Genomic DNA, 20,153 nt, shown 5'->3' with positions numbered 1-20,153 from the left:
GTGATCGTGGTCGAGTACGACGAGAGCGAGGCCCGCCGAGGCGATCCGGAGCGCTCGTTCCGCGCCCGCTGCGAGCCCGCGGTGGGCGGCGCCGAGGTCTTCGGCCTCGAAGGCACGTTCAGCCTCGGCGGCGGCAACGACAGCTTCGGCTACATCCCGATGGTCTTCCAGCTGGCCGACGCCCGGATCCCGATGCCCGGCACCTACCGGATCATCTTCGAGGGAGTGGGGCTCGAGCGCGTCGACGTGCGCTTCTACGCCAACGCCACCTCGATGCCCGATCTCGACGACGAGTAGGCCTCCCGCGGCGGCCGGACGATCCGGCTCGTCCGACGGGATCCACGGCGACGCAGGCGGCGCCGGGGATCGCTGTGGAAGAATCGACGGGTGCCCACGATCCCACGCCTCATCGCATTCGATCTCGACGACACCCTGGCCCCCTCGAAGTCCCCGGTCGATCCGCGCATGCTCGCCGCCTTCGCCCGGCTGCTCGAACGCACCGCCGTGGCGGTGATCTCGGGTGGCAACTTCGAGCAGTTCGAGGCGCAGCTGGTCGATCGGCTCGACGCGTACGAGGGCGTCGACGAGTCGGCACTCGAGCGACTGCACCTGCTGCCGACGTGCGGCACCCGCTACGAGCGTCGCGAGAACGGGGGCTGGGCCACCGTCTACCGCGAGAACCTGACGCCGGCCGAACGCGATGCGGCCCTCTCGGCGCTGCGCGGGGAGGCGGAGCGGCTGGGCCTGTGGGAGCCGGATCCGTGGGGCGAGATCCTCGAGGATCGCGGATCGCAGGTCACCTTCTCCGCGCTGGGGCAGCGCGCGCCCGTCGCCGTGAAGCAGACGTGGGATCCCGACGGCGCGAAGAAGAACGCCCTGCGGGCGGCGGTCGCCGCCCGGCTCCCCGAGCTCGAGGTGCGCAGCGGCGGATCCACCTCGGTCGACATCACGAGGCGGGGCATCGACAAGGCGTACGGCATGCGCAAGCTCGAGGCGCACACGGGCATCCCGCTCGACGAGATGCTGTTCGTCGGAGATCGGCTCGATCCCGACGGCAACGACTACCCGGTGAAGGCGCTCGGCGTGCCGTGCCTTGCGGTCGACGGGTGGGAGGACACCGCGGACTTCCTCGAGGAGCTGCTGGCGGCGGAGCGCACCGCCGGTTGATCGCAGCCGACCCCGCCGGTTGAGCGAGAACCGTCGTGCTGCGCGCGGCGGAGCCGGTCGGGCTGCGCGAGCGGGGCGAGTCGCAGGACGCAGAATCCATGGCGGTGGTGGATCCTGCGACTCCGGTGCGGTGGCTCCGGCAGCGAATCCTCAGGGGTGGTCGTGCGCCGCCTCCGCGAGTTCCTCGTCGAACTTCTCGAGGTCCTCCGAGAGTCCCTCGTACACGCGGGGATGCTTCGACCGCAGCACAGCCGCGTAGACGATCCCGCCGACCACGGCCGCCACGAGGATCCACGGCAGCACCAGCACGTAGGGCTCGTCCGATCCCGCGACCGTCGAGAAGTTGACGATCGCCATGATGCTGAACACCAGGAGCGCGAGGAAGCCGATGCCGGGCGCGATGAAGGTGCTCCACCAGCGCGGATCCGCCGTCTTGCGGTAGTACACCACCACGGCGAGCGCGGCGATGGCCTGCACGATCATGATCGCGAGCGTCGCGAAGCCGAGACCCACCGGCACGAGCGTGAGGATCGACGGCAGGTCCGGGAAGACGAACCGGAAGATCGCGGCGATGACCACCGCGAACATCAGGTTCACGACGAGAGCCCGCTCGGGAGCGCCCTTCGCGTTGGTCTTGGCGAGCCAGCGCGGCAGCACGCGGGCGCGGCCCAGGGCGAAGAGGTAGCGGCCCGCCGAGTTGTGGAAGGCGAGCTGCGCCGCGAAGAGGCTGACCACCACCAGGACCAGGGCGACGAGCACCATGAACGGCCCGAGGTGCTTGTCGATCAGCATCAGCGTCAGGTCGCCGGCCTCGAGGTGGGCGAGCGCCTCGTCCTGCGCCTGCGCGGCCCCGAGGGAGCTCGCCATCGCCCAGGCGGCGAAGGCGTGCATCAGGCCGATGACGATGATCGCGGTATAGGTCGCCCGCGGAATGGTTCTGCGCGGCTCCTTCGCCTCCTCGCCGAAGAGCGCGGTGGCCTCGAAGCCGATGAACGCGGTCGCCGCCAGCAGCAGCCCGATCCACAGCGATCCGCCCATGATGATCTCCGGCGTGAACACCGAGAAGCTGAAGCCCTCCTGGATGAGCACCGAGAACGCGAACACCAGCACCAGGATGATCTCGAGCACCAGCGCGATACCGAGCACCACGGCGCTGATGTGGATGCCGGATCGGGCGAGCAGGAACACGATCAGGCACAGCACGAGGCCGCAGACGAACCAGTCGATCACGAGACCGTTGAAGAGCTCGGGGATCACCACCATGCCGGTGAAGAAGCCGATGGTGCCGAGCGCGCCGGCGACGAAGGCGTTGTACCCGATCGTGGCGATGAGGCCCGTGATGAGACCCGCGGTCTTGCCGAGGCCCCGCACCGCGATCGCGTAGAAGCCGCCGGCGTTGGTCAGCTCCTTGGTCATCTGGGCGTAGCCGACGGCGAACAGGAGCAGCGCCGCCGCCACGATGAGGATGGCGACCGGCAGGCCGCCGCCGTTGCCGAGCGCCATGGCGAGCGGCAGCACGACGATGAGCACCGTGACGGGTGCCACCGCCGCGAGGACGAGGAAGACGATCGAGCCGACACCGAGCTGATTCCGGGCCAGCGCTTCACTGCGAGCTTCAGACATGGCTTCTCCTTTGAAACGCAGACGACGCAGGTTCCTGCAAGGAAAACACACCCGATCAGGACTTGTCTACGTTCGGAGCCCGATGGTTAGGGATCCGAGACGTCTTGGTCGCCCGGGGACTACGGGTGGTCGCTCTCCGACAAGCCCGGGCCGGCAGATCCGGGCTTGTCGCAGGGTGCGGGCGCGGGAGGATCGGGGCGCAGGCCCGGGACGGCCGGGACGCAGGCCCGGGACGGCCGGGACGCAGGCCCGGGACGGCCGGGACGCGAGCGCGCGACGGCCGGGGAACACGAAGAAGGGCGCCCTCTCGGACGCCCTTCTCGGCGGTGCGGAGCCGCATGCGGCTCGATGCCGGCGTGCCGGCTCAGGCCTCGGCGGGAGCGGTCTCGGCCGTCGCCTGCGCGGCGGCGGGAACGAGGCCGAGGATCTCTGCGGTCTCGGCGAGCGAGGCGGCGGCGGCCTCGGGATCGCCGTTGAGGCCCTCGCCGAACGCGGGCACCTGCTGCTTGAAGACGGGCTTCCACTGCTCGAACCGCTCGGGGAAGCAGCGCTCGAGCACGCCGAGCATGGCGTGCACGGCCGTCGAGGCGCCGGGCGACGCGCCGAGCAGGCCCGCGATGGATCCCTCGGCGCCCGTGATGACCTCGGTGCCGAACTGCAGGATGCCGCCCTTCTGGGGATCCCGCTTCATCACCTGCACGCGCTGACCGGCGGTGATCATCTCCCAGTCCTGGGAGCGGGCGGTGGGCATGTACTCGCGCAGCGCGCTCATCTGCTTCTCGCGGCTGGCGAGCACCTCGCCGACCAGGTACTTCTCGAGCGAGAACTCGGTGAGGCCCACCTTGAGCATCGGCCCGAGGTTGTGCGGGCGCACCGAACCGGGCAGATCCCACCACGAGCCGTTCTTGAGGAAGTTGGGGCTGAAGCCCGCGTAGGGGCCGAAGAGCAGGCTCTCCTTGCCGTCGACGATGCGGGTGTCGAGGTGCGGCACCGACATGGGCGGCGCGCCGACGGCGGCCTTCCCGTACACCTTGGCGCGGTGCTGCTTCACGATCTCGGGGTTGTCGCACTTGAGGAACTTGCCGCTGATCGGGAAGCCGCCGAAGCCCTTGATCTCGGGGATGCCGGAGGACTGCAGCAGGTGCAGCGCGCCGCCGCCGGCGCCCACGAAGACGAACCTCGCGTTGACGGTGCGGTAGCCGGTGCCCGAGAAGGCCTTCACGCCCACGTCCCAGGTGCCGTCAGAGCGGCGCTTCAGCTGCTTGACCGGCGCGTTGAGGTGCAGCTCGGCGCCGGCGGAGACGAGGTGGCGGATCAGCTGCCGGGTCACGGCGCCGAAGTCGACGTCGGTGCCGCTCTCGGAGCGGGTGGCTGCGAACACCTCGTCCTTCGCGCGGCGGTCGACGAGCAGCGGGGCCCACTCGGCGATCTGCGCGGGGTCGTCGCTGAACTCGATGTCGGCGAAGAGCGGCTCTTGCTTCAGGAGGTCGTAGCGACGTCGCAGGTAGTCGACGTTGGCCTCGCCGCGCACGAAGGTCATGTGCGGGGTGGCGTTGATGAACGAGGCGGGCTCGCCGAGGACGCCCTGCTGCACGAGCGCCGACCACCACTGCCGGGAGAGCTGGAACTGCTCGTTGATGTCGATGGCCTTGGCAGACGACAGGCTGCCGTCCTTGCCCTCGGGCATGTAGTTGAGCTCGCAGAGCGCCGCGTGCCCCGTTCCGGCGTTGTTCCAGGCATTGCTGCTCTCGGTCGCGACCTCTGACCGGGACTCGAAGATCTCGATCGTCCAGTCGGGCTGCACCTGCTTGATCAGCGTGCCCAGGGTGGCGCTCATCACGCCGCCGCCGATCAGGACGACATCTACCGTGTTCTTACTCACGGTCTGCAAGTCTACTCGCCTCTCGGGGGCTCACAGACCGGCGTCCTTCCTGGCCCGGTCCAAGGTCGCCGATGCAGCGTCGATCACCCGCGTGTAGCCGAGGCGCGAGGCCTCGTTCGCGCGCTGCGGCCCTCCCGTCACGGGGCGCACCTCTCCGGCCAGGCTGATCTCCCCGAACGCCGCGAGATCGTGCGGCAGCGCGCGATCCGTGATCGCCGAGAGCACCGCGAGCGCGATCGCGAGGTCGGCCGCGGGTTCGGCGAGCTTGACGCCGCCGACCGTCGAGACGTAGACGTCCTGGTCGTGCAGGCGCGCGCCGACCCGTCGTTCCAGCACCGCGAGGATCATCGCCACCCGCGAGGGATCCACCCCGCTCGTGACGCGCCGCGGGTTGGGTGTGGCGCTCTTCGCGACGAGCGCCTGCACCTCGACCGGCAGTGCGCGACGCCCCTCCATGGCCACCGTGGCGCAGGTGCCGCTCACCGGCGCGGCGGCGCGGCTGAGGAAGAGGCCGCTCGGATCGGGCACCTCCGAGATGCCGCGATCCGTCATCTCGAAGCAGCCGACCTCGTCGGTGGGGCCGTAGCGGTTCTTGAGCGTGCGCAGGAAGCGCAGCGAGGTCTGGCGGTCGCCCTCGAAGTGGCAGACCACGTCGACGAGGTGCTCGAGCAGGCGCGGGCCGGCCACCGATCCGTCCTTCGTCACGTGCCCCACGAGGATCACGGGCGTGCCGCGCCCCTTCGCCGCGCGGATCAGCGCTGCGGCCACCTCGCGCACCTGCGCCGGTCCACCCGCGCTGCCCTCGATCTCGCCGCTCGCCATCGTCTGCACCGAGTCGACGATGACGAGGGCGGGATCCACCGCCTCGATGTGCCCGAGCACGGTCGCGAGGTCGGTCTCGCTCGCGAGGAACAGCTCGTCGCGCAGCGCGCCCGTGCGCTCCGCACGCATGCGGATCTGCCCGGTCGACTCCTCGCCGCTGGCGTAGAGCACCCGTGATCGCCCGTCGGCGCCGAGCACTCGTGATCGCCCGTCGGCGCCGAGCACCCGTGATCGCCCGTCGGCGCCGAGCACCCGTGATCGCCCGTCGGCGTCGTTCATCTGCGGTGCGTCGGCTCCCCCGTCGGCGCCGGCGAAGCGCGAGGCCACGTCGAGCAGCAGGGTGGACTTGCCGACGCCGGGCTCGCCCGAGAAGAGGATCGCCGCGCCGGGCACCACTCCGCCCCCGAGCACCCGGTCCAGTTCGCCGATCCCGGTTGGCCGGTGGCGCACGGAGTCGCCGTGCAGTTCGGTGATGGGCCTCGCCTCGCGACCGGAGACCGGCGCCATCGCGCGCGTGGTTCGGGCCAGCGAGGCGCCCGGCTGCGCGCGCTCCTCGACCGTGCCCCACTGCTGGCACTCGCCGCAGCGGCCGACCCACTTCGAGGTCTGCCATCCGCACTCCGAGCACGCGTACACGCTGTTCGTCTTCGCCATGCCGGCGAGCCTACCGGCGGCCCCCGACATCGGGCTGCGGCACCACCGCAGCCCGCGCGCTCTCCCCGCCGTCCGCGCGCTCCCCGTCGTCCGCACGCGCTCCCCCGACCCGACCCGATCCATAGTTCGCATATCGCCCATTCGGCGCCCGAATAGGGGCCATATGCGAACTGTGGATTCGCGCCGCCCACGAAGCAGCGGCGGTGCCCGGGTATGTGACCGCCCTTGACGGCCCGCTTTGGGCTCCCCCGCGCCGCTCACTAGCCTGGAATCACACGATCCACGGGGAGCCCCACCGACATGACCGACATCGCCTTCTTCACCCGGCTGCTCGACGCCGCCCCGCCCGCCGAGCGCTACCGCCTCGCGACCGAGCAGATCCAGCACGCCGAGCGGCACGGCTTCGCGCGGGCGTGGGTGGCCCAGCACCACTTCCGCGCCGATGAGGGCGGACTGCCGTCGCCGTTCGTGCTGCTCGCGAGCATCGCGGAGCGCACCGCGGCGATCCGCCTCGGCACGGGGGTGGTCACCCTGACGCTCGAGGATCCGGTGCGCGTCTCGGAGGACGCGGTCGTCGCCGATCTGCTGAGCGGCGGGCGCATCGACCTCGGTCTGGGAAGCGGCGGCACCCCCACCTCCTTCGCGCCGTTCGGGCTGGCTCTCGAGAACAAGGCCGCCGACTACGAGCGCAAGCTCGAGGTGCTCGTCGATGCTCTGGCGGGACGCGAGCTGGGGGCGGGCAACACCCTGTATCCCCCGGCGGGATCGCTCGAGGATCGCGTGTGGCAGGCCACCTTCAGCGCCGCCGGCGGAGCGCGCGCCGGGCGTCACGGTCACGGGCTGCTGCTCAGCCGCACGCAGCCCCGGCAGCCCGGCCGCGAGCACGCCTCGCTGCACGAGATCCAGCAGCCGATCGTCGACGCCTACCTCGACGCGCTGCCCGATGGCGCTGCGCCGCGGATCACCGCCTCCCGCACCGTGTTCGTCGCCGACGACCGCGCCGAGGCGCTCCGCTTCGCCGACGTGGGGCTGCGCCGTCAGGCCGCGCTCTTCGGCGTCGCCGAGGACGCGCCCCTCGACGAGCTCATCCGCCGCAGCGACACCCACCTCGGCACGGCGGACGAGGTCGCCGAGTCGCTCGCGGCGGACCCGACCCTCGAGCACGCCGCCGAGGTGGCGATCCAGGTGCACTCGGTCGACGCGCCCCACGAGCACGTGCTGCGCTCGCTCGAGCTGTTCGCGACGGAGGTCGCTCCCCGCTTCGGCTGGAGCACGCGCGCCTGAACGGGGCCCGACACGCCGGGCGTGCGCTCGGGGCGGCTCGATTCGCGCTCGCGGCCGGAATCGCGTATTCTTTTCCGCGGTGACGTGTCCGAGCGGCCGAAGGTGCGACTCTCGAAAAGTCGTGTGCGGTAACCCCGCACCGTGGGTTCAAATCCCACCGTCACCGCCATCGAACCCCCGCAGATCCCTTGAAAGACAGGGATCTCGGGGGTTCCTCGTTTCCCTGGCTCGACGCGCGGCAGCGTCCGGGCCTCCTCGGCCCGCACCCCTCACGCCGTGACGTAGCGGGCGACGTACTCGCTCGGCGTCATGCCGAAGTGCCCCTTGAACACCCTGCGGAAAGCGCTCGCGTTCGTGTAGCCCACGCGGTGCGCCACGGCTTCGAGACTGTGCACGGAGCGCAGCAGCTCCACGGCGCGCTCCATCCGGTTCTGGATCCGCCACTCCCTGAGAGTCATGCCGGTCTCGGCCTTGAACGCGCGCTCGATCGTGCGCAGAGAGGCGTGCACCTGAGCGGCGAGCTCGTCCGCCGTGCGACTGTCGCCCGGATTGAAGCGCAGGATCTCCGCAATGCCTCCCGCGGCCTCCGAGACCGGCATGACGAGGCTCGTCGAGAGCGCCGGCTGCCGCTCGATGGTCGAGAGGATCTGGCGGGCGATGTCGGCATCGGGTCTGATGATGGTCTGCTGCGACTGGATGTAGGCGAGGAAGAGCGTGCGCAGTTCGTGGTCGACGCGCACCGTCGCCGCTCCCTGCAGCGTGGTCGCGACACCCGCGATCTCGAAGAACATGGGCAGCATCACCGAGTTCTCGTGCACGTGCAGCACGTGCTTCGTTCCCGCGGGCATCCAGATCGCGTGCCCCGCGGTCAGCGTGCGGCTGACCCCGTCGAGCACCGCCTCGGCGCTCCCCCTGGCCTGCCACAGCATCATGTGCTCGTCGTAGTGCACGCGCTCCGGGATGCTGACCGACGGCAGGTGGAGGCGCCTCGGGCCGCGCGAGTCCAGGGTGCCGGATCCGTGCGTCTGCGCGGTGGAGACCTGCATACCGCCCTCCTGCTCCGGATCGATGGGGCACGGGCGATGCCGGTTTGTCGCTTTGCGCCCGCAAGCTGTCGGAAACTGCACTCAGATGAAGCTTAGCGTCACCTAACCTAGATCTCATGTGAGCACATCGTGCTGCTCCCGCCGGACTCGGAACGGCATCGCCTCCGACCTCCCCTTCGCCGACGATCCAGAAAGCCTCCACATCGCCATGCCCACCATGATCCGCGCCCGCAGGCGCACCGCCGTAGCCGCCGCGCTCGCCGCCCTGATCGCCCTGTCGGGCTGCACCCCCTCGGACGGGCCGGGATCCGATGAGACCGCGGCGGGCGCGCAGAGCTCCGGCGACGCCGCGCTGCTGCCTCCCGCGGAGGGCGCGACCGACTACCCGCTCACCCTCGAAACCCCGTGGGGTGAGACGGTGCTCGAGGATCGCCCCGAACGCATCGCCGTCATCGGCGGCCTCGGCGACCAGGAGTCGACGCTCGCCCTCGACATCGCACCGGTCGTCGGCTCCGACTCGGGTATCTATCCCTGGATCGAGAGCACCCGCTTCGACGAGATCCCGGAGTTCGTCGATCCCTGGGCCGACAGCTTCCAGTTCGAGGCGCTGCTCGCCGCCGAGCCGGATCTCATCATCGCGAGCACCTACGGCAAGCTCGAGGACGACTACGAGCGCCTCTCCTCGATCGCGCCGGTGCTCGCGATCGAGGCGAGCGGAGACTTCGCCTGGGACTGGCGCGAGCTGGTGCGCAGCGTCGGCGAGGCGACGGATCTCGGCGATCTCGCCGAGCAGAAGATCGAGGAGACCGAGGCGAGCATCGTCGAAGCCGCCGAGGCCCATCCCGAGTACCAGGGGCGCACTGTCGGGATCATCATCAACCGAGGACAGGAGGCCGGGATCCAGTTCGTGAACACCTCGGGGTCGCCGGCCGAGGAACTGCTGGATCAGCTCGGTTTCGACGAGCACCCGAACGTCGAGCAGCTGAGCGCCTTCGACTGGGGCGACGTGGCCATCGAGAACATCGGCCTCGTCGACGCGGAGGCCCTGGTCGTCGCCCGCCACGGCGGCGAGGGCTCGGTCGAGGAGGCGACCTCCTGGCTCGAGGGCAACGGCCTCTACCAGCAGCTGGGCGCGGTGCAGGCCGGGAAGGTCTCCACCATCGATCCGAATCCCGAGACCGGGGGACTCGACCTGGCCTGGGCCTTCGCGTACCCCAACGTGCTGACCCACCGCTGGGCCGTCGACGAGCTCACCGGCGCCTTCGCGGGCCTGTTCGACTGATCCGTCCGGGCACAGCCCCGGCGCAATCCGAGGAGTCCTCATGCGCAGCAGCCTGCGACCGCTCGCCGTATTCCCCATCACCACCCGCACCCTCGAGGTGCTCCGGGTCGTCGACGTCACCCCCGGCATGCGACGCGTGACCCTCGGAGGGTCCGAGCTCGCGGCGCACACCGCGGCGAACGGGTATCAGGTGGCGGCGTTCCGCTCGGACGGGTTCGACGACGAGTTCAAGATCCTCCTGCATCACCCCGACGCACCGGAACCCGTCGGTCCGACCCAGGCCGACGGCGTGCTGAACTGGCCCCGGGGCGACGAGCACCTGCTGCTGCGCACCTACACGGTGCGGCGGTGGGACCCGGAGGCCGGGGAGATCGACGTCGACTTCGTGCAGCACGGCATCGGCCCGGCCACCTCGTGGGCCACGAGCGTGCGGCCCGGCGAGCGGATGCAGATCGCAGGTCCGAAGATGTCCGCTCCGCACCCGCAGGGGGCGGACTGGGTGCTCATCGCGGGCGACGAGACCGCTCTGCCCGCGATCGCCCGCTGGCTCGAGGAGTGGCCGGCCGGCGCGCGCGCCCAGGTCTTCATCGAGGTCGCGGAGCCGGGGCACCGGCAGCGACTGCCCGAGCACGACGGAGTGGAGATCACCTGGCTCAGTCGCGACGGAGCCGAGCCCGGCACGACGACGCTCCTGTTCGACGCCATCCGGGACGCCGAGTGGTGGCCCGGCACCGTCTTCGCGTGGGTGGCCGGCGAGACGCTCACACTGGCCCCGATCCGCCGCTGGCTGCGCAACGAGAAGGAGTTGCCCAAGTCCCAGGTCGACGTCACCGGGTACTGGCGCCGTCAGGAGGTCGTGCTGTCGGACGACGACGCCACGGTACAGGATCTGGACGCCAGCCGGGACGAGGACGCGCGGTTCCACGAACTGAGCGAGCTGCTCCCCGGCTTCGCGGTGCGCATCGCGGCGACGCTCGGGCTCGCCGGCGCGTTCGACGGGGACGAGCAGAGCGTCGCGTCGCTCGCGTCCCGCCTCGACTGCGACCCCGTCGGCCTCGCGAAGCTGCTGCGCTACCTCGCCGCCCTCGACGTCGTCGCGCCGAGCGGCAACGGGTACCGGCTCACGAGCCTCGGGCGCGAGCTGGAGGACGACGATGTCGCCGGGACACTGCACCTCGAGCGCTCGCACGCGGCGCGCGAACTGGCGGGTGCGCTCTCGCTGCTGGCGGCCGTGCGCCATGGGAGCGGGGACCACCCCCGCTGGTTCGGCGGGTCCTGGCGCGACCGGGCGATCGCTCCCGGCAGCCTGCTCGACGACCGCATCGAGCACGAGGCCGAGGACGCGGTCTACGTCGCGGGCGCCCTCGCCGAGGCCGAGGTGTTCGCCGGTCCCGGCGAACTCGCGATCGTCGGAGAGGGATCGACGACGATCGCGTCCGCGCTCGTGGACGCGCACGCCGGGTTGTGCGCGTCCATCCTCGCGGCTCCGTCGGAGATCGAGGCGCTGCAGCGTCTGCACGGGCCGCATGACCGCGTGCGCTACGAGGCCGTCGGCCCCCTGTCAGGTCCGCCGCGACCGGTCGGCGCCGTGCTGATCGCCGGAGCACTCGGGCGCCTCGCCGACGCCGACGCGGTGCACCTGCTCCGACAGGCGGCGCTCGGGCTCGAGCCGGGCGGCTCGGTGCTCGTCTTCTCCGAGGTGCTCGACCCGGAGCTCGCCGACGAGCACGACTACGAGCACGACCTCGTCGAATTCGCGCTCACCGGCGGCGGCGCTCGGAACGACGACGAGCACCGACGGCTCTTCGGAGCCGCGTCGCTCTCCGTGTCCGGCCGCAGCACGATCGGCTGGGGCTACACCCTCTACGAACTCTCCCCCAACGACTCAGGATCGCTATGACCATCGCTCTCCCGCACCCTCTCCGTCGCCGATTCCTCGCCTCGGCGCTCGCCGCGTCCGTGGCGCTCACCGCTCTCGCCGGATGTGCAAGCCCCTCACCGGCCTCCGCACCGAGCGGCGTGGAGGCGCCCCTGCTCCCGGAGGCCGAGGGCACCACGAGCTACCCGCTGACGCTCGAGACGCCGTTCGGCGACACCGTGCTGGAGCAGCGGCCCGAGCGCGTCGCCGTCGTCACCGCATCGACGGTCGACACCGACGCGCTGATCGCGCTGGGCGGCACGCCGGTCTTCGCGCCGTCGACCATCGAGCGCAACCCCTGGCTCGATCCCGAGGCCGTGGAGGGCATCGAGACGCTCTGGGAGTCGGACGCCGGCGCCGAGGTCTCGGCCGAGGCGGTGGCGGCCGCCGAACCCGATCTGATCGTCGCGCTGTACGCCTACGACAGTTTCGACCGCGCCCGCTACGAGCAGCTGAGCCGGATCGCCCCGGTCCTCTACGCCGAGGGCGGCGAGCTGTCCTGGCAGGAGACGACGCAGCGGCTCGCGGAGGCGGTCGATCTCGCCTCAGAGGCGGACGAGGTGATCGCCGAGGCCGAGGGGGTCGTCTCAGCCACCCGGGATGAGCACCCCGAGTTCGAGGGGCGGACAGCGGCCCACGTGATCGCCTACGAGGAGGAGTACGGCGCCGCGTACGTCAGCGCGCCCGGCACCGACACCGCTGCCCTCTTCCAGCAGCTCGGTTTCGAGTTGCCCGAGAACGCCGCGAGGTTCGAGGGCGATCCCACCATCAGCGATGAGCTGATCGGCCTGATCGATGCCGACTTCCTGCTCGTGAGCACCTTCGAGGAGGGCTCGGCGGACTACTTCGTGGAGTCCCCGCTCTTCCGGTCCGTGCCGGCGGTGGCCGAAGGCCGGGTCGTCATCGACCCCGCCGACCAGGAGACCGGCATCAACTCCTTCGCGTGGGGCCTGAACGTGCAGAGCGCGATCAGCGTTCCCTGGCTCATCGACCGGCTCGCCGAGTTCGGCGAGCAGTCGGTCCAGGCCTCGGAGCCGTGATCGTCGGAGCCGACGTTCGGACCGCGCTCGGGCTGAGGCTGCTCACCGTGCTGCTCGGCGCGATCGTCCTCGTGGCGATCGCGCTGGCGAGTCTCGCGATCGGGGCGAACCCCCTCCCCCTCGACGCGGTGTGGCGCGGTCTCTGGCACCCGGACGGCTCGGAGGCCTCGGTCATCGTGTGGACGCTGCGGGTGCCGCGCACTCTCGTCGGCATCGCGACCGGCGCCGCGTTCGGCCTCGCGGGGGCACTGATCCAGGCGCTCACGCGCAACCCGCTCGCCGATCCCGGGATCCTCGGCGTCAACGCCGGCGCCGGTTTCGCGGTGACCCTCGGCGTGGGACTCCTCGGCCTCGGAGGGATCACCGGCTACATCTGGTTCGCCTTCCTCGGCGCGGTCGTCGCCACCGTGCTCGTCTATCTCATCGGCTCGGCCGGGCGCGGCTCCGCCTCTCCCGTGACGCTCGTGCTCGCGGGTGTCGCGCTCTCCGCCGTGCTCACGGGGTTCTCGACGTTCCTGTCGCTCATCGACGAGCAGACCTTCCGGGCGATCCGCAGCTGGGGCGTCGGGTCGATCGCGCGCACCAGCCTCGACGACGCCCTCGCGGTGCTCCCCTTCCTGGCCGCCGGCGCGCTGCTGGCCGCGCTGATCTCCGGATCGCTCAACGCCGTGGCGCTCGGCGACGACCTCGCCGCCTCGCTCGGCGCCGACCTCGTGCGCACGAGGGTCCTCGGCGTGATCGCCGTGACCCTGCTCGCCGGCGGCGCCACCGCGCTCACCGGCGGCATCGCGTTCGTCGGCCTCATGGTGCCGCACGTGGTGCGGTGGTTCACCGGCCCCGATCAGCGGTGGATCCTGGCCGGCACGCTCTTCGCCGCACCCGCTCTCGTGCTGACGGCGGACGTGATCGGGCGCGTCATCGCCCGGCCGGGCGAGATCGAGGTGGGCATCCTGACCGCGGTGGTCGGCGCGCCCGCGCTCATCGCGCTCGTGCGCCGCAGCAGGGCGAGCGGGCTGTGAGCGGCGCCCGCGCCCCGCGCACCCGCGTGGACCCCGGCTACGCTCACCGCGACGTGCGCTGGGGACGGCTGGTCGCGCTCCGCCTGCACGCGCGCAGCCTTGCGATCGGCACCGCGCTCCTGGCCGTCGCAGCGGTCTCGGCGCTGCTCGCCATCGGTCTCGGAGACTACCCGTTCTCCCCCCTTCAGGTGCTGCAGACGCTGCTCGGCGGCGGCGACGAGCTGCGCCGCACCATCGTGCTCGAGTGGCGGCTGCCCGTCGCGATCGCGGCCGTGGCCTTCGGCGCCCTGCTCGGGATCGGCGGGGCGATCTTCCAGTCGCTGACGCGCAACCCGCTGGGCTCGCCGGACGTCATCGGCTTCGACGCCGGCGCCTTCACCGCTGTCGTCCTCACCGTCCTGCTCGTCGGTTCGGGCGGATACTGGCAGATCGCCGGCGCATCGATCCTCGGCGGCCTGCTCACCGCGTTCCTCGTCTACGCGCTCGCGTACCGCCGCGGAGTGCAGGGCTTCCGGCTGATCATCGTCGGCATCGCGATCTCCGCGGCGCTCGGGTCGATCAACTCCTATCTCATCACCCGCGCGGATCTCCACGAGGCGATGTCGGTGGGCTTCTGGGGCGCGGGATCGCTCGCGCGGGTGACCTGGTCGAGCCTCGCGCCCTCGCTCGGGATCGGAGCGGTGATCCTCTGCGCCGCCGGCCTGCTCGCGCCGGCGCTCAGGCAGCTCGAGCTCGGCGACGACGCGGCGCTCGCCCAGGGGGTGCGAGCCGGGCGGGCCAGGCTCGGCCTGCTCGTCGTCGGCGTGGCCACGTCGGCCCTCGTCACCGCCGCGGCCGGACCCATCGGCTTCATCGCCCTCGCAGCGCCGCAGCTCGCCCGCCGCCTCACCCGCACCCCCGGCGTATCGATCGCGTCGGCCGCGTACATGGGCGCCGCACTGCTCGCCGCAGCGCACCTGCTGTCGCTCGGGATCGCCCAGATCTACCGTCCGGTTCCCGTGGGACTGCTGACGGTGTGCCTCGGCGGCCTCTACCTCATCTGGCTGCTGATCCGAGAGACGAGAAAGGGCGGTTGACGATGTCGGATACCCGCGGACCCGAGCCGCGCCTGTACACGCAGCGGGCGACGCTGGGCTACGAGAAGCACATCATCAGCGAGGGGCTCTCGGTGGCGATCCCGGACGAGTCGTTCACGGTGATCGTCGGCCCCAACGCCTGCGGCAAGTCGACGCTGCTGCGGGGCCTCTCGCGGCTGCTCAGGCCCGGCGCCGGCCGGGTGGTGCTCGATGGCGCCGACATCCACTCGTACCGGGCGAAGCAGGTGGCGGCCCGCCTGGGCCTGCTCCCCCAGTCGTCGATCGCCCCCGACGGGATCCGCGTCGCCGACCTCGTCGCGCGCGGGCGCTATCCGTATCAGAAGCTGCTGCGGCAGTGGACCGAGGCCGACGAGCGCGCCGTGTCCGAGGCGATGGAGGCCACCGGCGTGACCGGGCTCTCGACGCGGTTCGTGGACGAGCTGTCGGGCGGGCAGCGGCAGCGGGTGTGGGTGGCGATGGCGCTCGCGCAGGAGACCGGGATCCTGCTGCTCGACGAGCCCACGACGTTCCTCGACATCAGCCACCAGATCGAGCTGCTCGAGCTCTTCACCGATCTGCACCGCAGCGGGCGCACACTGGTCGCGGTGCTGCACGACCTGAACCACGCGGCCCGCTACGCGTCGCACCTCATCGCGATGCGGGACGGCGCGGTGGTGGCCGAGGGGCCGCCCGCCGAGATCATCACCGCCGAACTCGTCGAGCAGGTCTTCGGGTTGCGCTGCATCGTGGTGCCCGATCCCGTCGCCGGCACGCCGCAGGTGGTGCCGCTCGGGCGCCTCGGCGAGCGGGCTGAGCGCGCAGGGCCGGACGAGGATCCGGATCCGGGCCCTCGCGACGGGCCGGGGGCATGACCGCCGGCTCCACCGCACCGGCCGGGCGCAGCCCGTTCGGGCTGCGGTTCCCGCTGCCCGCCCTGCTGCAGGCCCCGGTCGAACCGCCCCGCATCCCCGCGGTGCGCGTCGGCGACGCGTCCCCGGCCCGCTTCGCACTGCGCGTCATGCTCTCGGCGAAGCGCTTCACCGTTCCCGCGGCGCTGCTGCTGGTGGCGCACGCCGCGGGCGAGGCGCTGGTGCCGGTGATCGTGGGGATCGTCATCGACCGGGCCGTGGCGACGGGCGACGGCGCACAGCTGCTGTGGTGGCTGGGCGTGCTCGCCGCCGACTTCCTGCTGCTCTCGTTCGCGTTCCGGTTCGGCTCGCGTCTCGGTCTCTACGGCATGCAGCAGGTGCAGCATCGGCTGCGCGTCCAGGTCGGCGAGCGACTGCTGCATCAGGACGGCGTCGCACACGGACAGCAGGACGGCGCGGCGCTCTCGATCGCCACGAGCGATGTCGCGCGCCTGGCGGCCGTGATGCAGCTCGGGGTCTACCCGGTGGGAGAGGTCGCCGCGCTCCTCCTCGCCAGCGTCGCCCTGTTCGCGTTGTCCCCGCCACTCGGCCTGGGGGTGGCGATCGGCGCGGCGGTCCTGACGGTCGCCATGTTCACGGCGGGCGGATCGCTGCGCCGGCGCAGCCTCGAGCAGCAGGCACTCGCCGCGGACTCCGTGGGCCGGGCCGCCGATCTGCTGGCCGGCTACCGGGTGCTCAAGGGCTTCGGTGCGGAAGCGGAGGCGGGCGAGCGGTATCGGGCGACGAGCCGCACGGCGCTGGTGGGCACTCTGCGCGCGAAGACCGCCCAGGGCGTCTACGAGGGCGTGCTGGGCGGCCTGTCGGGCGTCTTCGTCGCCGCGCTCACCGTGCTCGCCGGCGTGCTCGCACTGAGCGGGCGGCTCAGCGTCGGCGGTCTCATCGCGGCGGTGGGCCTCGTGCAGTTCGTGGTGGGCCCCCTCACCGCCATGCCCGCGAACACGGGCCGGGTCTGGGCGGTCGCCCTGGCCGGCTCTGCGAGGGTGCTGAGCGTGCTGCAGGCACCAGTCGCCACGGCGGCAGGCCCCGCTGCCGACCTGCCCGAGCCTCGCGGAGCCGGACCCGTCCCGGCCCCGAGCAGCGGTGACGCGGACGCGCCGGACCGGCTCGACGTCCGGCTGCCGGGCCTCTCCCTCCGCGTGCTGCCGGGCGAGTGCGTCGGCGTCGTCGCGAGTCAGGCGTGTTCCGAGCGGCTCGTGCGGCTTCTCGCAGCTCGGGCGCGACTCTCGGAGACGGGCGAGGCCCGTCTGGCGGGGCGCACCCCCGAACAGCTCGGCGCGCTGCTCTGGCGGCGACGCGTGCTCGTCGCACCCCATCGGGCCCAACTGTTCGACGGCACGATCGCCTGGAACCTCGAACTGCCGGGCGCGGATCCCGCCGCCGTGCCCGGCGCGCTGCGCGCCGCGGCCTGCGACGACCTGCTCGCGGCGCTGCCGCAGGGCATCGACACCCCCGTGGGAGAGGGCGGCGCACGGCTCTCGGGCGGCCAGCGGCAACGGGTGGCGCTGGCCCGCGCCTACGCCGCGAACGCCCCGATCCTCGTGCTCCACGAACCGACCACCGCCGTCGATGCGGCGACGGAGCAGCTCATCGCGAACCGGCTGAGGGGTCTGAGAGACGGCCGCAGCACGGTGCTCGTCACCTCCTCACCGGCCCTGCTCGCCGTCTGCGACCGCGTGGTGACCGTCGACCCCCGGGAGCAGGATGTGCTGGAGCGGGACGCAGCCGAGGAGGACCCGCGGTGAGCGGGGACGCACGCTCCGCACGCTCGCTGCCGATCGCCACCGGCGGACAGTCGTTCGCCGCCGCATGGAGGCTGCTGCGCGACCGTCCGATGCTGCTCGTGGGGACGGTCCTGGTGATGCTCATCGGCGCGGGCGCCGGCATCGTCGCCCCCTGGGCGCTGGGCCGTCTGGTCGACCTGATCGCGGCCGACGGTGCCGACGTCGCAGGGATCTGGGGGCTCGGCGCCGCGATCCTGTGCGCCGCGGCCGTCTCGGCCGTCGCCACGGGCGCGGGCATCGTGCTCTCGGCGCGCCTCTTCGAAACCGGGCTCGCCGAACTGCGCGAGCGCTTCCTCGTGCGCGCTCTGGAGCTGCCCCAGAACCGGGTGGAGCTGGCGGGCACCGGGGACCTGGTGTCACGCGCGAGCGATGATGTCGCCGAGGTCTCCGATGCGATCCCGAGCATCGTGCCGGCGTTCACCGCAGCGCTCTTCACCATCGCCGTCTCCCTCTCCGGAATGGCCGTGATCGACGTGCGACTCGCACTCGCGCTGCTCGTCACGCTGCCCGTCTACATCCTCACCGTGCGCTGGTATCTGCTCACCGCACCGCGGATCTACGCCGCGGAGCGCGCCGCGGCCGCCACGCGCGCGCACCACGTGCTCGCCTCCCTGCGGGGGCTCGACTCCGTGCTCGCCTACCGGCTCGCCGATCGGCACAGCGCACGCATCGCGGAATCGAGCTGGGCGGTCGTGCACTGGGTGCTGCGGGCGAGGACCGTGCAGAACATGTTCTTCGCGCGACTCAATCTGGCCGAGTACCTCGGCATCGCGGCGCTCCTGCTCGTGGCGTTCTGGCTCGTCGGCGCGGACGCGATCACCATCGGTTCCGCGACCACCGCCCTTCTGATGTTCCTGCGGCTCTTCGACCCCATCGGCCAGCTGCTGTTCGTGCTCGACGACGCGCAGTCCGCGGCGGCGTCGCTGGCGAGGATCGTCGGCATCACGCACGTCGCACCCTCGGGCAGAGCCGTGGGGCGGGCACCGGATGCGCCGTCCGATGCCACGGCCCGCGCGCCCTCCGATGCCGAGGCCCGCGACCGCTCCCGTGCCGCGCCCGAGCCACGGCGCGCGACCGATGCGGTGGCCCGGTTCGACGGCGTCGTCTTCGGCTACGGTGCGGCGGACGGGGAGGAGAGGGCGCGCACCGTGCTGCACGGCATCGATCTGCGCATTGCGCCCGGCGAGCGCGTCGCGCTGGTGGGTGCCTCCGGAGCGGGCAAGAGCACCATCGCGACCGTGCTGGCGGGCCTGCACGAGCCGCGCTCCGGTCGTGTGCTCCGCCCCGAGCGCACGGTGCTGCTCTCGCAGGACACGCACGTCTTCGCCGGGACCCTCGCCGAGGATCTGCGCCTCGCGGCGCCGGGCGCGGATGAGGGGCTGCTCCTCGAGGCGCTGCGGCGCGTCGAGGCCGCGCAGCTGATCGCGGCCCTGCCCGAGGGGCTCGACACGCGGCTCGGGCACGGCGGCCACCCGCTCACGCCCGCGCAGGCGCAGCTGATCGCGCTCGCCCGACTGGTGCTCTCCGACCCCGATCTGGCGATTCTCGACGAGGCCACGGCGGAGGCCGACAGCGCGGAGGCGGGGCTGCTCGAACGGGCCGCGTTCGCCGCCGTCCGCGGCCGCGCGGCGCTCGTCGTCGCGCATCGGCTCTCGCAGGCCGCGGCGTGCGATCGCATCCTGGTGCTCGAGCACGGCCGCGTCGTCGAGTCGGGCCGACACGACCGGCTCGTCTCCGAGGGCGGCGCCTACGCCGCGCTGTGGCGGGCCTGGTCGCGCGGGCGCGGCGGGCCTCCGGAGCGGCGCACCCTGCCGTAGCATCTGTTGCGGAAGGGGCTGATGGCATGCACGACGACGGGACGGGCTTCCTGGCCGAGACCTTCGGGCTCGGCGGCAGGCGGGCACTGGTCACCGGGGGCAGCTCGGGAATCGGCCGTGCGATCGCCCTCGGACTCGCGCGGGCCGGCGCCGCGGTCGTCATCGCGGCACGCACGGAGGCGGCGATCGACGAGGTCGTCGCCCGGGGAGCGGAGGAGGGAGGCGCTCTCTCCGGGATCCCTGCCGATCTGTCGACCCGCTCCGGCGCCCGCGCCCTCGCGGACGCGGTGGGCGAGGTCGACATCGTCGTGAACTCGGCGGGGATCAACCTCCGGCCTCCGATGCCCGAGCTCGACGAGGAGACCTGGGACGCGACCATGGCGGTCAATCTCGAAGCGCCCTTCGTCCTCGGACAGCGCCTGATCCCGGGCATGGCCGCCCGGGGGTACGGTCGGCTCATCCACATCAGCTCGCAGCAGGCCCATCGCCCGTTCGCGTCGAGCGGCGCCTACGGGGTCTCGAAGGCCGGGCTCGAGGCGCTCGCCCGGTCGCAGGCGGAGGCCTGGTCGCCGCGGGGCGTGACCGCCAACGTGCTCGTTCCCGGATTCGTGCGCACGGCGCTCAACGAGCGGCTCTCCTCGGACCCGCAGGCGGTCCGCGCGCTGGCGGCGCGCACGCTCGTCGGCCGCAACGGGGTCGCCGAGGACTTCGTCGGCCCGGCGATCTTCCTCGCGAGCCCCGCGTCCGGCTACATCACCGGGCAGTCGATTCCCGTGGACGGCGGGTTCTCGGTGCACTGACGCGAGGACGGTG

General features: G+C 72.1%; 16 protein-coding genes and 1 tRNA gene. 13 read left to right on the top strand and 4 right to left on the bottom strand.

The window, feature by feature from the left end; genetic code table 11:
- Positions 1–297: DUF6941 family protein (locus ACWKZU_RS02195; protein WP_449280754.1), on the top strand; the 297-nt coding region annotated here is incomplete at its 5' end.
- Positions 298–387: 90 nt separating this feature from the next.
- Complete coding sequence (locus ACWKZU_RS02190) at positions 388–1,167, top strand: HAD-IIB family hydrolase (protein ID WP_449280753.1); 780 nt, start codon at positions 388–390, stop codon at positions 1,165–1,167.
- Between the two features lie 150 nt (positions 1,168–1,317).
- On the opposite strand, the gene ACWKZU_RS02185 is transcribed toward ACWKZU_RS02190, so the two are convergent.
- The 3 genes from ACWKZU_RS02185 to ACWKZU_RS02175 all read right to left on the bottom strand — a co-directional run bounded on the left by ACWKZU_RS02185 (position 1,318) and on the right by ACWKZU_RS02175 (position 6,148).
- Positions 1,318–2,790: an APC family permease gene (locus ACWKZU_RS02185; protein WP_449280752.1), complete on the bottom strand. Its 1,473-nt coding sequence runs from the start codon at positions 2,788–2,790 to the stop codon at positions 1,318–1,320.
- Between the two features lie 364 nt (positions 2,791–3,154).
- A complete protein-coding gene (locus ACWKZU_RS02180) occupies positions 3,155–4,672 on the bottom strand; it encodes a malate:quinone oxidoreductase (protein WP_449280751.1) in 1,518 nt (505 codons plus the stop codon).
- A 30-nt stretch (positions 4,673–4,702) separates the two neighbouring features.
- Positions 4,703–6,148: a DNA repair protein RadA gene (locus ACWKZU_RS02175; protein ID WP_449280750.1), complete on the bottom strand. Its 1,446-nt coding sequence runs from the start codon at positions 6,146–6,148 to the stop codon at positions 4,703–4,705.
- 300 nt (positions 6,149–6,448) lie between these two features.
- Between ACWKZU_RS02175 and ACWKZU_RS02170 the strand changes: the two genes are divergently transcribed.
- Both ACWKZU_RS02170 and ACWKZU_RS02165 read left to right on the top strand, forming a co-directional pair.
- On the top strand, positions 6,449–7,432 hold the full coding sequence (locus tag ACWKZU_RS02170; RefSeq protein WP_449280749.1) for a putative FMN-dependent luciferase-like monooxygenase: 984 nt from the start codon (positions 6,449–6,451) through the stop codon (positions 7,430–7,432).
- 78 nt (positions 7,433–7,510) lie between these two features.
- Positions 7,511–7,601, top strand: a tRNA-Ser gene (locus ACWKZU_RS02165).
- Positions 7,602–7,701: 100 nt separating this feature from the next.
- Here ACWKZU_RS02165 and ACWKZU_RS02160 read toward each other — a convergent pair.
- On the bottom strand, positions 7,702–8,478 hold the full coding sequence (locus tag ACWKZU_RS02160; protein WP_449280748.1) for a helix-turn-helix domain-containing protein: 777 nt from the start codon (positions 8,476–8,478) through the stop codon (positions 7,702–7,704).
- A 208-nt stretch (positions 8,479–8,686) separates the two neighbouring features.
- Here ACWKZU_RS02160 and ACWKZU_RS02155 point away from each other — a divergent pair, with 208 nt between their 5' ends.
- Genes ACWKZU_RS02155 through ACWKZU_RS02115 form a run of 9 tightly spaced genes read left to right on the top strand, consistent with a single transcriptional unit; the run spans position 8,687 to position 20,140 of the window.
- A complete protein-coding gene (locus tag ACWKZU_RS02155; protein WP_449280747.1) occupies positions 8,687–9,760 on the top strand; it encodes an ABC transporter substrate-binding protein in 1,074 nt (357 codons plus the stop codon).
- Between the two features lie 40 nt (positions 9,761–9,800).
- Positions 9,801–11,660: an SIP domain-containing protein gene (locus ACWKZU_RS02150; protein WP_449280746.1), complete on the top strand. Its 1,860-nt coding sequence runs from the start codon at positions 9,801–9,803 to the stop codon at positions 11,658–11,660.
- Positions 11,657–12,718 (top strand): ABC transporter substrate-binding protein, encoded by a 1,062-nt coding sequence (locus tag ACWKZU_RS02145; protein ID WP_449280745.1) that lies wholly within the window; start codon positions 11,657–11,659, stop codon positions 12,716–12,718. Before ACWKZU_RS02150 ends, ACWKZU_RS02145 begins: the two co-directional genes overlap by 4 nt.
- Positions 12,715–13,737, top strand: coding sequence for a FecCD family ABC transporter permease (locus ACWKZU_RS02140; RefSeq protein ID WP_449280744.1), 1,023 nt, complete (start codon positions 12,715–12,717; stop codon positions 13,735–13,737). The genes ACWKZU_RS02145 and ACWKZU_RS02140 overlap by 4 nt, the downstream gene beginning before the upstream one ends.
- Positions 13,734–14,813 (top strand): FecCD family ABC transporter permease, encoded by a 1,080-nt coding sequence (locus ACWKZU_RS02135; protein ID WP_449280743.1) that lies wholly within the window; start codon positions 13,734–13,736, stop codon positions 14,811–14,813. Before ACWKZU_RS02140 ends, ACWKZU_RS02135 begins: the two co-directional genes overlap by 4 nt.
- A gap of 2 nt (positions 14,814–14,815) precedes the next feature.
- Positions 14,816–15,685, top strand: a complete 870-nt coding sequence (locus ACWKZU_RS02130) for an ABC transporter ATP-binding protein (RefSeq protein WP_449280742.1) — start codon at positions 14,816–14,818, stop codon at positions 15,683–15,685.
- Complete coding sequence (locus ACWKZU_RS02125) at positions 15,682–17,484, top strand: ABC transporter transmembrane domain-containing protein (RefSeq protein WP_449280741.1); 1,803 nt, start codon at positions 15,682–15,684, stop codon at positions 17,482–17,484. The genes ACWKZU_RS02130 and ACWKZU_RS02125 overlap by 4 nt, the downstream gene beginning before the upstream one ends.
- Positions 17,481–19,340 carry an ABC transporter ATP-binding protein gene (locus ACWKZU_RS02120; RefSeq protein ID WP_449280740.1) on the top strand — a complete coding sequence of 620 codons (1,860 nt, stop codon included), beginning with the start codon at positions 17,481–17,483 and terminating at the stop codon, positions 19,338–19,340. Before ACWKZU_RS02125 ends, ACWKZU_RS02120 begins: the two co-directional genes overlap by 4 nt.
- A gap of 26 nt (positions 19,341–19,366) precedes the next feature.
- Positions 19,367–20,140 carry an SDR family NAD(P)-dependent oxidoreductase gene (locus tag ACWKZU_RS02115; protein ID WP_449280739.1) on the top strand — a complete coding sequence of 258 codons (774 nt, stop codon included), beginning with the start codon at positions 19,367–19,369 and terminating at the stop codon, positions 20,138–20,140.
- The last annotated feature ends 13 nt before the right edge of the window (positions 20,141–20,153 follow it).

It is taken from the genome of Leucobacter sp. (assembly GCF_053528595.1).
This window is presented reverse-complemented; position numbering and strand designations above follow the sequence as displayed.